The sequence below is a fragment of the Alteromonas sp. CI.11.F.A3 genome (assembly GCF_032925565.1).
GTDB lineage: Bacteria > Pseudomonadota > Gammaproteobacteria > Enterobacterales > Alteromonadaceae > Alteromonas.
The window spans coordinates 52,174-65,595 of sequence record NZ_CP136708.1 but is presented as its reverse complement, the minus strand read 5'-3'; the positions used below and the strand labels follow the sequence as shown (position 1 = coordinate 65,595).

General features: G+C 45.3%; 11 protein-coding genes. 8 read left to right on the top strand and 3 right to left on the bottom strand.

Going from position 1 to position 13,422, the window contains the following annotated elements; genetic code table 11:
* Positions 1–7 precede the first annotated feature (7 nt).
* The 5 genes from R1T43_RS00245 to glpG all read left to right on the top strand — a co-directional run bounded on the left by R1T43_RS00245 (position 8) and on the right by glpG (position 6,023).
* Positions 8–2,461, top strand: coding sequence for an EAL domain-containing protein (locus R1T43_RS00245; RefSeq protein WP_317351556.1), 2,454 nt, complete (start codon positions 8–10; stop codon positions 2,459–2,461).
* 154 nt (positions 2,462–2,615) lie between these two features.
* A complete protein-coding gene (gene kbl / locus R1T43_RS00240; RefSeq protein ID WP_317351554.1) occupies positions 2,616–3,812 on the top strand; it encodes a glycine C-acetyltransferase in 1,197 nt (398 codons plus the stop codon).
* Positions 3,809–4,834, top strand: a complete 1,026-nt coding sequence (tdh, locus tag R1T43_RS00235; protein WP_211069265.1) for an L-threonine 3-dehydrogenase — start codon at positions 3,809–3,811, stop codon at positions 4,832–4,834. Before kbl ends, tdh begins: the two co-directional genes overlap by 4 nt.
* Complete coding sequence (gene glpE, locus R1T43_RS00230) at positions 4,834–5,151, top strand: thiosulfate sulfurtransferase GlpE (protein ID WP_013786137.1); 318 nt, start codon at positions 4,834–4,836, stop codon at positions 5,149–5,151. Before tdh ends, glpE begins: the two co-directional genes overlap by 1 nt.
* Positions 5,148–6,023 (top strand): rhomboid family intramembrane serine protease GlpG, encoded by an 876-nt coding sequence (gene glpG / locus R1T43_RS00225; protein ID WP_317351549.1) that lies wholly within the window; start codon positions 5,148–5,150, stop codon positions 6,021–6,023. Before glpE ends, glpG begins: the two co-directional genes overlap by 4 nt.
* Before the next feature lie 44 nt (positions 6,024–6,067).
* Here the strand turns inward: glpG and R1T43_RS00220 are convergent, their stop codons facing one another.
* Positions 6,068–6,481, bottom strand: a complete 414-nt coding sequence (locus tag R1T43_RS00220; protein ID WP_211069263.1) for a flagellar basal body-associated protein FliL — start codon at positions 6,479–6,481, stop codon at positions 6,068–6,070.
* A gap of 198 nt (positions 6,482–6,679) precedes the next feature.
* Here R1T43_RS00220 and R1T43_RS00215 point away from each other — a divergent pair, with 198 nt between their 5' ends.
* Together R1T43_RS00215 and ubiA are read left to right on the top strand one after the other, a co-directional pair.
* Positions 6,680–7,249 (top strand): chorismate--pyruvate lyase family protein, encoded by a 570-nt coding sequence (locus R1T43_RS00215; protein ID WP_317351547.1) that lies wholly within the window; start codon positions 6,680–6,682, stop codon positions 7,247–7,249.
* Complete coding sequence (gene ubiA, locus R1T43_RS00210; RefSeq protein WP_410548986.1) at positions 7,233–8,129, top strand: 4-hydroxybenzoate octaprenyltransferase; 897 nt, start codon at positions 7,233–7,235, stop codon at positions 8,127–8,129. The genes R1T43_RS00215 and ubiA overlap by 17 nt, the downstream gene beginning before the upstream one ends.
* Positions 8,130–8,240: 111 nt before the next feature.
* Here ubiA and ubiK read toward each other — a convergent pair whose 3' ends face one another.
* On the bottom strand, positions 8,241–8,504 hold the full coding sequence (ubiK, locus tag R1T43_RS00205; RefSeq protein ID WP_211069261.1) for a ubiquinone biosynthesis accessory factor UbiK: 264 nt from the start codon (positions 8,502–8,504) through the stop codon (positions 8,241–8,243).
* Positions 8,505–8,676: 172 nt separating this feature from the next.
* Between ubiK and rep the strand changes: the two genes are divergently transcribed.
* The gene (gene rep / locus R1T43_RS00200; protein WP_317351542.1) at positions 8,677–10,692 is read left to right on the top strand and encodes a DNA helicase Rep; all 2,016 of its coding nucleotides are present in this window, start codon (positions 8,677–8,679) and stop codon (positions 10,690–10,692) included.
* Positions 10,693–10,807: 115 nt separating this feature from the next.
* Here rep and R1T43_RS00195 read toward each other — a convergent pair whose 3' ends face one another.
* Positions 10,808–13,408 (bottom strand): EAL domain-containing protein, encoded by a 2,601-nt coding sequence (locus R1T43_RS00195; RefSeq protein WP_211069259.1) that lies wholly within the window; start codon positions 13,406–13,408, stop codon positions 10,808–10,810.
* Between the last annotated feature and the right edge of the window lie 14 nt (positions 13,409–13,422).

Genomic DNA, 13,422 nt, shown 5'->3' with positions numbered 1-13,422 from the left:
CTCAATCATGAAAGTGGAGATGTCGTTTACCACTAAAACCATCATTATGCTGATGGCGATGGTGCTTACCGTCACTGTGGTTATCTCTATGGTGCTCATTCGTGAGTCTGATTCAAGCTTGGTTTTTCAGCAGCAAGAAGAGCAACTAAAAAACCAACGTCGACTACAGCTTTTCGAAGATATTCTGCATAACCGTATGGTGTTGTGGGTAGACATGTTTAGCCACATAGAAATGTCGGAGCATCAAGATTTAGAGTACTTTTATGAAAATCTTCAGCGAAATCAGGAATACCTGATGCTGAACTTTCATGTGGAACAGCTTTATCTGTTTGACCGAAACGGCGTAGTGGGAGAGCAATCCACCCCCATTAGTGATTTTGTTCTAAAATTAGTGCGCAGCACCCAGCAGTCTCTTAGCAGCAGAGCGTTAATTCGCTGCGAGAGTGTGTGCACTCATTATTTATCTGTGCCTATCATGACTGATGACGAGGTAGTACCTGTCGTTATACTTTCTGCTTCAATGCGTGAACTTTTGTCGTTGTTTAATCGATCTACTGATGCCCATAAGGTCGTGATGGTTCAGCACAAGCAAGATGATGACAACAAACCTATGCTAACGCTGTCCAGCCAGCTTTCACAATCTAATCAAGACTATTTAACCGAGCTTATTGCTGCTTTTCCAAAAGATTGGAGTATTGAAAAGCTGGTGGTTAAAGGGCTTCGAATATCATTTCAGGAAAAAGAGTTGTCGGTCAGCTTATTACCCTTTGCCCACAGTATGTCAGAGCAACCTTACCTCATGGTTGTGCAAGATATTTCTGCGTTGGTAAATCAAAAAGAGCAATACGAATTACTGGTCATAGCGAGTGCAATTATACTGCTTATTTTGTTTTCATTGCTTCTAAGACTCTTTCTCAATCAGTACCGCATTAGGCTATTAGGCATAAGTGAACGCTTGCCTATGCTGGCCGACCACAAGTTTGTCGAATACCGCAAGCAAGTCGAAAAAAAGCATCATTCATCACTTTGGCAATTAAATGACGAGCTTGATGTAGTAGAAGAAGCCGCGAATGCGCTGGCAAAACAGCTAGAAGACTTCGATGGCCAAATGGCCGTAAATACTGCCAAGCTTGAAAAAATGGCTATGTTCGATGTGCTCACAGGCTTGCCCAATCGAAATATGCTGACCTTTCAAATTGAAAACCAGCTCGCCCATTCTGCGCGAGATGATAGATTAGTCGCACTGATGTTCATGGACTTAGATGACTTTAAAAAAGTAAATGACAGCTATGGTCATGACGTGGGAGATAAGCTTTTAAAAGCCGCGGCTATGCGGATCTCGCGGCCTATTAGAGAAACTGATATTGCTTCACGATTTGGTGGTGATGAGTTCGTTGTATTGTTATCGAGCATTGAAAACAAAGAGCAAGTGGAACACGTCGCGAAGAAAATCATTGAAGAGTTTGAGCAGCCCATTGAAGTGGATGGCATGCAGTTCTATGTCTCTATTAGTATAGGTGTGGCCGTGAGCCGCCATGCCAGAGCTACGCCAGTGGAATTGTTGCGGCATGCCGATATTGCTATGTACGAAGCAAAATCGAAAAAAGGGGCGGGCTTTAGAGTTTACGATGCCACCATGAACTTGAAGGTAATGAAAAAGGTTGAGCTAGAAGCCGAAGCGCGGGTAGCACTAAGAGAAAGTCAGTTCAGTTTAGCCTTGCAGCCTCAAATCGACTTACGAACCAATGAATTAATAGGCTTCGAAGCACTGCTTCGCTGGTATCACCCTGTTAAGGGGGCCATATCACCGGCAGAGTTTATCCCTCCGCTTGAAAATACCTCTTTCATGCTAGAGCTAGATTATTGGGTAATAGCCAAGGCCACTTACCTTATTAGAGAACTGAACGCGAATGGTTATCCTAATGTGAAGTTAGCGATTAACCTGTCTGCTGGGCAGTTTCTTGACCCCAGTCTTCCTGATTTTTTGCAGCAGCAAATCATTCGCAATGATATTTCGCCATCCCAAGTATGTTTGGAATTAACAGAAACAGTATTGGTCACCGATATTGAACGAGCAACCTCTATTATGCGTACTATTAGAGATATGGGGTGTACATTGGCCATTGATGATTTTGGAACGGGCTACTCGTCTCTTAGTTACTTGAAATCACTGCCTGCCGACTTCATAAAAATCGACCGTTCGTTTGTTGCCAATATCATTGAGAATGCCGACGATAGAAACATCGTGCATTCAACCATTGCCATGGTGCGAAAAATGGGGTTAATTGTGGTAGCTGAAGGCATTGAAACAGCAGAGCAGTTTGAAATGCTATGTCACTTTGATTGTCAGATGGGGCAGGGGTACTTAATTAGTCGACCTATTCCAGAGCCAGATATTTGGACCACCCTAAGTAAAAACGTACACATGGGCATATGGGACAGTACGCGGTCTAACGAATAGGGCAGCCTAGCCAGCTAGATCTTTAGCCACAGCTAACAAGTGTGCTAAAAAGTTTACAGCTACAAGTTTTAATACTGTTAAAACGCCCCCTTCCTTGTGTAACCTTTATATCGCTTTCTTTAAAATACATTTTTTATTAATTTCGGAGTCTGACATGTCAGCGGCATTTATCTCTCACCTGCAAGCGCAAATTGAGGCCACTAAAGAAGATGGTCTGTATAAAAAAGAGCGCGTTATTACTTCACAGCAACAAGCAGATATAGACGTGGCCAACGGCGAGCATGTCATCAACTTCTGTGCGAACAACTATTTAGGTTTGGCTAACCACCCAGACCTTATCGCAGCAGCCAAAAATGGCCTTGAAACCCACGGGTTTGGTATGGCGTCTGTGCGCTTCATTTGTGGTACCCAAGATATTCATAAGCAACTAGAAACTGAAATTAGCGCATTTCTTGGTACAGAAGATACTATTTTGTACCCATCTTGTTTTGACGCCAACGGCGGGTTATTTGAAACCTTGCTAGGCCCAGAAGACGCCATTATTTCTGATGCACTAAACCATGCCAGCATTATTGACGGCGTGCGTTTGTGTAAAGCTAAGCGCTACCGTTATGCCAATAACGACATGGACTCACTGGAAGATCAACTTAAGCAAGCCGTTGCCGACGGCGCACGATTTAAAGTAATTGCTACCGATGGCGTGTTCTCGATGGACGGTGTTATTGCTAATCTTGCAGGCATTTGTGACCTCGCTGAAAAGTACGATGCCTTGGTCATGGTAGATGATTGCCACGCGACTGGGTTTTTAGGCGAAAACGGCAAAGGCAGTCATGAATACTGCGACGTAATGGGCCGAGTGGATATTCTCACTGGTACTTTGGGCAAAGCGATGGGCGGCGCATCAGGCGGTTATACATCAGGCAAAAAAGAAGTGGTTGAGTGGTTACGTCAACGCTCTCGCCCGTACTTATTCTCAAACTCTGTTGCGCCACCTATCGTATCGGCTTCACTTAAAGTATTCGAGATGATGAAAGATGGCGCAGCATTGCGTGAACAGCTATGGCGCAATTCAGCCCACTTCCGTTCTCGTATGGAAGATGCTGGCTTTACCCTTGCAGGTAAAGATCACGCCATCATTCCTGTGATGCTTGGCGATGCACGTGTAGCTAGCGATATGGCAGACAAGCTACTTGAAAAAGGTATTTACGTGATTGGTTTCTCATACCCTGTAGTACCTAAAGGGCAAGCTAGAATACGCACCCAAATGTCAGCTGGGCATTCTATTGAACACGTAGACAAAGCCATTGATGCGTTTATTGAAGTAGGCCGTGAAATGGGAGTTATTGCATGAAGTCGCTAGTTAAAGCAAAAGCCGAGAAAGGCATTTGGCTTCAAGATACTCAAGAGCCTGAAGTTGGCCATAACGATTTATTAATCAAAATTCGTAAAACCGCCATTTGCGGCACCGACATGCACATTTACAACTGGGATGAATGGTCGCAGCAAACCATACCTGTACCTATGGTAGTAGGTCACGAGTACGTAGGTGAAGTGGTTGGCATGGGCCAAGAAGTACGCGGCTTTGCTATAGGCGATAGGGTGTCTGGTGAAGGCCATATTACGTGTGGACACTGTAGAAACTGCCGTGCAGGCCGTCGCCATTTATGTCGTAATACCGAAGGTGTAGGTGTAAATCGCCCAGGCGCATTTGCCGAGTATTTGGTTATTCCGGCGTTTAACGCATTTAAAATACCTGACAACATTAGTGATGAACTGGCGTCTATTTTCGACCCATTTGGAAATGCTGTGCACACCGCCCTTAGCTTCGACTTAGTGGGTGAAGATGTACTGATTACCGGAGCAGGCCCCATTGGTATTATGGCAGCCGCAGTGGCGCGTCACGTTGGAGCACGTCATGTGGTTATCACCGACATTAACCCGTATCGTCTAGAGCTTGCTAGAAAGATGGGCGCAACTCGCGCTGTTGATGTTAGCAAAGAAGACTTGCAAGACGTGATGAACGAGCTTGGTATGAGTGAAGGCTTTGATGTTGGCCTTGAAATGTCGGGCGTACCGGTCGCCTTTCGCGACATGCTAAAGAAAATGAATCACGGCGGAAAGGTGGCAATGCTAGGTATTCCACCACAAGATGTATCGGTTGATTGGAACCAAGTTATTTTTAAAGGGTTGGTGATCAAAGGTATCTACGGTCGTGAAATGTTCGAAACCTGGTACAAAATGGCAAGTTTGCTGCAAAGTGGCTTAGATTTGTCGCCAATCATCACACATACCTTTTCGGTTGATGACTTTCAGAAAGGTTTTGATACCATGGGTTCAGGACAATCAGGCAAAGTTATACTGGACTGGCAATAATGACAGCATTTTCACACATTAGTGTACAAGACGTAGCAAACTTCAATGGCGATGTAGCCATCGTAGATATTCGTGACCCGCAATCTTTTGCTAATGGTCACATGCCAGAAGCGAAGCCGTTGAATAACGATAACTTCGCGGCCTTTGTAGAACAAACGCCAAAAGAAACCCCTGTAGTCGTGGTGTGCTATCACGGCGTAAGCAGTCAGCAAGCCGCGCAAGTTATAGCTGAGCAAGGTTTTAACACCGTTTATAGTATGGACGGTGGTTTCGAAGCATGGCGCTTAGGCCAGTCTGTGGTGTCTGAAAATTCGTGAGCCATCCTTTAATTGCTTTTCGCCAGCAAGGCGTGGCGCATTTACTGGCTAACTACCTAGGTAGCCAGAATATCACCGCCACGGTAAAGCCAACTGAAGCGGGTGATGAGTTTGTTGTATTGTTGTTAGACGATAACGACGCACTTAAAGCCCGCGCTATCACTGAAGAGTTTATTCAGCAACCTAACAATCCAAAATACCAACAAGCTGCTTGGCAGCATGGTGAGAACGTTGATTTAGTGCCTTCGCGCCAATTCGATATGAAAGGGTTTATCAACAATGCATTGTCGGTACCTTTAACCAGTATTGTGTTTGTACTTTGTGTGCTGGTGTATGGTTTGTCTTTGCTAGGCTTGTTCAGCCCCATCGCGCAACATTTACTCATGCAGCCGCTTAGTGTACTGGCTGAAAACCATGAGTGGTGGAGGTTATTAGGGCCCGCGTTTATTCACTTCAGCGCACTGCATATTATCTTCAATCTACTTTGGTGGTGTATGTTAGGCGCCAAAATAGAAAGTACCTTTGGTAAAAGCATGTTGTTTGTGGTGTTTGCGCTATCGGCCATTATATCGAACGTGGCTCAAGCCATGTTTACCACGCCAGTTCAGGGTAACTTAATGTTATTCGGTGGGCTTTCAGGTGTGGTATACGCCGTAATGGGCTTTGTGTGGTGGTTAGGTTGGCTGAAACCACAGTGGGGCTTGTCGCTGCCTAAATCGGTAATAGGGTTTATGTTGGTGTGGCTAGTATTAGGCTTTGCCGATGTGCTTTGGGTGAATATGGCCAATGCAGCGCACACGGCAGGGTTAATTACCGGCTGTTTGTTAGCAGGGCTACTAAGCCTTGGTGCCGATAAACGAAAGCAAGGGTAATAGTGCAAGCTTTCGTTCTTGACTAGGTGCTGCTGTAGTAGCGCCTAGCCCTGATATAAATACTTGGTGAAGATAACGTTTTTGATAACCTCGCCACCGGTTTCTTTTTTCATATGATCTTGAAGCGCTTTTAGAATGGCGCGGCGAATATCTTCTCTGCCCGTTAGCGATTTTACTTTTTCTTCAGGCTGTCTGCCGAAGATATCGATGGCCGTTGCACGTAATAGCGGCATATGGTGTTCTGCAATTTCCAGCTGATCTACGTCATAAATCATTAATTCAACGGTAACGCGTACATAACCAAGCTTTCTTGAAGACTCGCCAATGTAATTGGTAACGATGTCTGGCTCTAACCCAAGATAAGCAAAATTTGCCTTATCTTGCGCAAATGCAGGCGTGAAAGCACTACTAACTAATAAAGCGGTAGCTATAAAACGTGAAGCAAGTGACTTTGTCATGATTTGAGCCAAAAATACCAATTAATTTAGATGACAGGCTGTAGTGTAGCAAATCATAGGTTAATGACACTACTGCAAAAGTACTAAGGTACACGTAAAATCAATATGCTAGCTATTAGCAATCAGATAAACCACCATGCCACCAACAAGTGATATGATACTTTTTTTATCGTGTAAAATTATGACAGAGATTTGGTAGTGAGTTTTCCTAGCAGCTTTCCCGTTGGCTTAAATGTAGAGTGGATGCAAGCCGACAGTGCGCCCCGTAACAATCCGTATTTAAAAAATTGGTTGCTAGACACAGGCTCCTTAACCGAGCGCGTGCAGTCGCTTTGCCATCAATTTACGTTAAACGTGCTAGGGCAGGCTGAAACCGCACTTCATGCTAATGAGCAAAGCCTGCTGTCGCACCAGCAATCACATCAGCCTTCGCAGGCATTTCAGGTACGAGAAGTACTGTTATGTGGTAACACCCTGCCATGGGTTTTTGCCCGTTCCGTTATTCCCCAGCGTTTGGTAGAAGCAGAGCTAGCAAATTTAGGTAGTGAACCCTTAGGTAAGCGACTGTTTAACGATGCCAGGTTTATACGCTCTGAGTTTGAATTGTGCCAATTGCCTGCCACTGCACTAGGCTTTGAGCGCAATCAGCAATTATGGGGCCGACGTTCATTATTTACATTGGGTGAAGACAGCATGATAGTGGCCGAAGTTTTTCTACCCGACGCACCCGTTTATTATTCAAGGTACGACAATGGCACTGAATCTTAATTTAGCCCAGAACCTCAACCATATAAAACAGCATCCATCTGCGTATATTCGCCTGATGCGTTTAGACAAACCCGTGGGTATTTACTTGCTGCTTTGGCCTACCTTTTGGGCATTGCTTATGGCATCAGAAGGCTTACCCAGTTTAGGCATCGCGCTTATTTTTACCGCAGGCGTGGTAGTGATGCGCTCAGCGGGCTGCGTCATTAACGACTACGCCGATAGAAAAGTAGATGGCAGCGTAAAGCGCACCGCCACGCGGCCATTGGCCACAGGAGAGGTAACACCAAAACAAGCGTTAAACCTGTTTGGAGGGCTAATTATACTGGCCTTCTTGTTAGTGCTAATGCTGAATTGGCAAACCGTTGCTTTGTCGGTAATCGCGCTGTTACTAGCAGCCAGTTACCCCTTTATGAAACGCTATACCCACTTGCCACAAGTGGTATTAGGCGCTGCTTTTGGGTGGGCAATTCCGATGGCGTTTATGGCGGTGTCTGAAACTGTGCCTGCTTATGGCTGGTGGTTGTTTGTGGCAAATCTATTATGGACGGTAGCCTACGACACCATGTATGCCATGGTAGACAGAGACGACGACCTGGAAATAGGGGTTAAATCTACCGCCATTTTATTTGGTAAGTACGACGTGCCCATTATTATTGGACTTCAAGCTGCTACGTTAACCATTTTGTACTTTATTGGCGGGGCTATCGAGGCGCATTGGCCGTATTACCTATCGCTAATTATTGGGGCCGGGTTGTTTTATCGCCAGTACAAATTTATTAAGCACCGTCAGCGAGAAGGGTGTTTTACTGCCTTTATTGAAAACCACTATGTAGGCTTGGTATTTACGTTAGGGTTAGTGGCAAATTTTTGGGTAGGCTAGGTATTTTTGTAGAGGCTAAAAGCTTAGCAAATAAGCATCCCCTTGCATCACATGCGCTGTATAGAGCTATTACGATGTGCAGTGCAAGGGAGTGTGGACGTAAACGTTTAGCTACTCAGATTTAGCAGCTTCTGTTGCTTTAGCTTCTAGTTGAACAATGCGAGCTTCCATTGCGTCTAACTTTTCGCGAGTGCGAATAAGCACTTGGCTTTGAATATCGAACTCTTCACGAGTCACTAAATCAAGTTTTGAAAGCTGCGATTGTAAAACCTGTTTAATTTTACCTTCTGCGCCTTCAGCCATGTTACGCACACCCGGTGGTACGGCGTCAGCAATCTGTTTCGCTAAATCTTCGAGTTTTTTCGGATCCAACATGGATTTCCCTTATAATGCGCTTCGTTAGAATAGGCTTCTATTCTATCGGTATCGCCACTTCTTGCAATGAAAAAGCACGTTAAACAAAAACAAGCCTTATCGTAAGGCGCTTTACAGTAAGCACGGCACTCATTACACCTGTTAGCTTTTAGGAACGTAATTTAGGAACGCGATGAAATTAAACGATGCGCAACAATCAGCTGTCACCTTTGTGTCTGGCCCCTGCTTAGTATTAGCCGGCGCCGGCAGTGGTAAAACTCGGGTTATTACCAACAAAATTGCGCACCTAGTTAGAAATTGCGATATGCCAGCACGGTATATTGCAGCGGTAACCTTTACCAACAAAGCCGCCCGAGAAATGAAAGAACGGGTAGCTGAAACCTTAGGTAAGCCAGAAGCGCGTGGTTTGAAGGTATGTACCTTTCACACCATGGGGCTAACCATTATAAAAGCCCATATTAAAGAGCTAGGCTTAAAGCCTGGTTTCTCATTGTTCGACGACAAAGACTCGTTGGCACTGTTAACCGATTTAACCGAAGACACGATAGACGGCGATAAAGATCAGCTTTCGCTATTACAAAGCTGCATTTCAAACTGGAAGAACGACTTACTGCTGCCCGAAGCATTACTAAAACAAGCTACCAGTACCGGTGAACGAGAGTTTGCAGAAGCTTACAAGCGCTATCAAGATAACTTACGCGCCTATAATGCCCTTGACTTCGATGACCTTATTTTATTGCCCACACTGCTATTAAAAACCAGCGAAACCGTACGGGCCAAATGGCAAAACAAAATTCGTTATTTGCTGGTGGATGAGTACCAAGATACCAACACCAGTCAGTACGAACTGGTAAAGCTATTGGTAGGCGAACGTTCGCGCTTTACCGTGGTAGGCGACGACGACCAATCCATTTATTCATGGCGCGGTGCCAAGCCACAAAACTTAAACTTGCTACAGCAAGATTTCCCGCGCTTGAACGTTATTAAGCTACAGCAGAATTATCGCTCTTCAGGGCGAATACTGCATTGCGCCAACATTCTTATTCAGAACAACCCGCACTTGTTCGATAAAACCCTGTTCTCTGAACTGCAATACGGCGAACCGCTTCGAGTGATAGAAGCGAAAAACGAAGAACACGAAGCTGAGCGAGTGGTAGCAGAACTGCTAGCGCACAAGTTTATGAACCGCACTAAGTTCAAAGACTACGCTATTTTGTACCGAGGAAATCATCAAAGCCGCTTGTTCGAAAAGCTACTAATGAGCAACCGTATTCCATATAAAATTAGCGGCGGTATGTCGTTCTTCGGGCGCACCGAAGTAAAAGACATCATGGCTTACTTGCGCTTGCTGGTGAACCAAGATGACGATAATGCACTACTACGAGTAATTAATACGCCAAGTCGCGGCATAGGGCGCGTGACACTAGAAAAGCTAGGTAACTTCGCGAACAGCTTAGGCGTGCCCATGTTTGAAGCGGCCACTCACCCAAATTTAAACAGCGTGTTGTCGGATAGAGCATACGATGCCGTATCGGGGTTTGCCCGCTGGATAGTAGAAGTGTCTGACAATGCAACTCGAGGCGACACCAAAGATGCCCTTCGCGGCATGATCAAGTCGATGAGCTACGAAGAGTGGTTATACGAGCAAAGCGCTAGCCCTAAAGCGGCTGAAATGGGCATGGCGAACGTAAGTACCTTATTTGGCTGGGTAACCGACATGCTAGAAGGCAACGAGCTTGATAGCCCCATGAACCTTACCGAAGTAGTAAACCGCCTTATCTTGCGCGACATGATGGAGCGAGGCGAAGACGACGGCGATGGCGACCAAGTACAGCTAATGACACTGCACGCTTCTAAAGGGCTAGAGTTCCCAATAGTGTTCTTAGTGGGCATGGAAGAAGGCTTGTTGCCCCATCAAAGCAGTGTAGATGAAGACAATGTAGAAGAAGAGCGCCGCCTTGCGTATGTAGGCATTACCCGTGCGCAGCGAGAGCTTATTTTCAGCCTAGCGAAAGAGCGCCGCCAGTTCGGTGAAGTTATAAACCCAGAGCCAAGCCGCTTTTTATACGAACTGCCCATAGACGACCTTCAATGGGAAAACCAAAAGCCGAAAGAAAGTGCCGAGGTACGCCAGCAAAAAGGCCAAAGTAGTATTGCTAACTTAAGAGATATGCTGGGTAAGAAATAACGCGGAGGGCTATGAATCTAAGCCCGTAAGGTAATACAAGTACCAGCAACAAACCGCGCTGATAATCTAAAAAAGGCGTTAGTGATAACTAGCAGGGGAATATAGCAACAAACAGCTAGCCTGCTAGCTGTTTCATATCAAGTACAGTCGCGCGAGTAAGCACTTTACCTTGGGCGTAATTACACTCAATGTCGGTAAGCGCATTTAGCTGTGCAGGTGAGTCTACTCCTTCGGCAATAACCTTAAATTTAAGGTGCTCAGAAATAAGCATTACCGATTGAATAAGCTTAAGGTTTCGCTGTGAACGGGGTAGCGAACGCACAAACCTGTGGTCAATTTTGATGAAGTCGAACGGATAGGCGAATAAATAACTAAGCGACGCCAAGCCACTACCAAAGTTATCTAGCACTAAGGTCACCCCCGCACGCTTCAACTTCTTAATTGCGGGCAAAATAAACTGCGAACGACGATTTAAATCGTTTTCATCAAACTCAAATACCAAATCGTGGGGCGATATTTTGTATTCGTCTATAAGCGAAATCATCTGATTCACCATAGACGCTTGTAGCAAATGAATAATAGAAACGTTTACCGCAATACGGCCGGTGTCTTCGCCTGTTGTTTTCGCGTGAGCCAGTAACTCGCAAGCTTTGCGTAACTGAAACAAATCTAAATCTAAGGTTAAGCCACTTTGTTCAGCCACTTGGCGAAACTGCTCTCGGGCTATTTTGCCGAAAGTCGGGTGACTCCAACGTACGTACATCTCGTTATAAAGCGTTGTGTTGTCTCTTATATCAATAACAGGCTGTAAGAAGTATTCAAACTCTTCATCGCGCAAGGCACGGCGAAATTCGTTTTCTAGCTCAAGCTCTTCAATTAAGCGGTCGCGCATGCTCTTATCGAACATAACAAATCGGCCACGGCCCAACGTTTTCGCTTGGTACATAGCGGCATCAGCATCACGTAGCACTTCATCGGCACTACGATAATACGACTCTAAATTAGCAATGCCGATACTGGCACCCGAATACATTTCACGGCCTTCCAGCAAGAATGGCTCTGAAATCGAGTTAATAATACGAGACGCCACTTCTTGCACATCGGTTAAATCTTCAAAGTTATCGAGTAAAACCACAAACTCATCGCCACCTAAGCGGGCCAGTAAGTCGTGCCCACGAATACATAATGCAATACGTCTAGCCACTTCAACTAAGAACTCATCACCGGCGTGATGGCCTAAGGTATCGTTAATAACTTTGAATCGGTCTAAGTCGATGAACAACACCGCAAAGTAATTTTCGGTGTAACGCTGCTTACTGGCAATGGCTAGTTCAAGCCTGCTGGTAAACATTGAACGGTTCGGAAGGTCGGTGAGTGAATCGTGATGCGCATCGTGAATAAGCTTAAGTTCAATTTCCTTACGCTCTTCAATTTGCTGTTTTAAGTATTTGTTGGCTCTATCAAGCTCGGCAGTACGCGCGGCAACCCTGAGCTCAAGCTCACTGTTGTGACGATGAATTTCTTCAGTACTGCGCTTACGCTCCATGGTTACCGCAATATGGTGTGAAACAAAGCGCAGTAACTCTAAGTCTCTGGCGTTGTATTTGGCATGCTTACCGTAGGTTTGCACCGCAATAACTCCAAACACTTCACCATCTACCACCAGGGGCGACCCCAGCCAAGAGTTGGCACTGTTTAACATGCTTTGGGCAACAGACACATCAATTTCACCCGCTTCGGCAAGTTCCAGTACCCGTGGCGGGTTAATCAGTTCAGCTTGGCCGGTACGCAGTACAAATTCCGTTAAACCTAAGCCCATGGGCCTAGCTTCAACGCCGGTGTCTTCAACATCACTGAAATACGGAAACTCTAGCATTTGCTTCGATTCATCAATAATAGAGATAAAGCAGTTTGGCGCACTAATAAGGCGGGCTAGAATTTCGTGCAAGCTAGAATAGAAGACCGACATATCGCCTTCTAGGTTTGCTGCTAATTCAGAAATTTCAAATAAGGCTTGTTGTAACGACTCTACTTTTTGACGCTCAAGAATTTCCTCTTGAAGGTCGTCATTAATTTTTCGTAGCTGGCGAGTACGTTCTCGAATGGTACGTTCGGTGAGTTCACGGTTTTTAACCCTGTCTACCGTGGTAACAATGTGCTGAGAAACAAACAGCAGTACTTCTAAATCTTCTTGAGTGTAATGCACACCTTCGTCGTAGGTTTGCACCACCATAGCGCCAATTACTTGGCTGCCACGTTTAAGTGGAACTCCAAGTAGCTCAAAAGGCTGAGAACCTACTAATTTAATACCGTGATCTTCAGCAAAAACTTCTTCTTCTTCACGCTTATAGAATAAGTGCTGGCCGGTGCGCAATATAAAACCCGTCATGCCATCCATTAAGGAATCGGCGGGTAACTGTTTTACGGTTTGTTCGTCAAACTCGTCAACGAAATAGGCGAAGTCGACAATTTGGCTGTCTTGTTCGTAGAAGGCAACAAAGAAGTTATCGGCGTTCATGAAGTCGGCAATGATTTCATGAATAGCGGTATAAAGGCGGTTTAAGTGACTAACAGAACTTGCAAGCTCGGAAATGTCGAATAGCGCTTTCTGAACTCGTTCAGCACGCTTATATTTATTAGTGAGTTGTTGAAGCTGCGGTATAATTTCCCGCAGCTCTTCTTCTGTCAACTCATATTGCGTTGAATCTGATGACATTCCGTTCGCCGGCA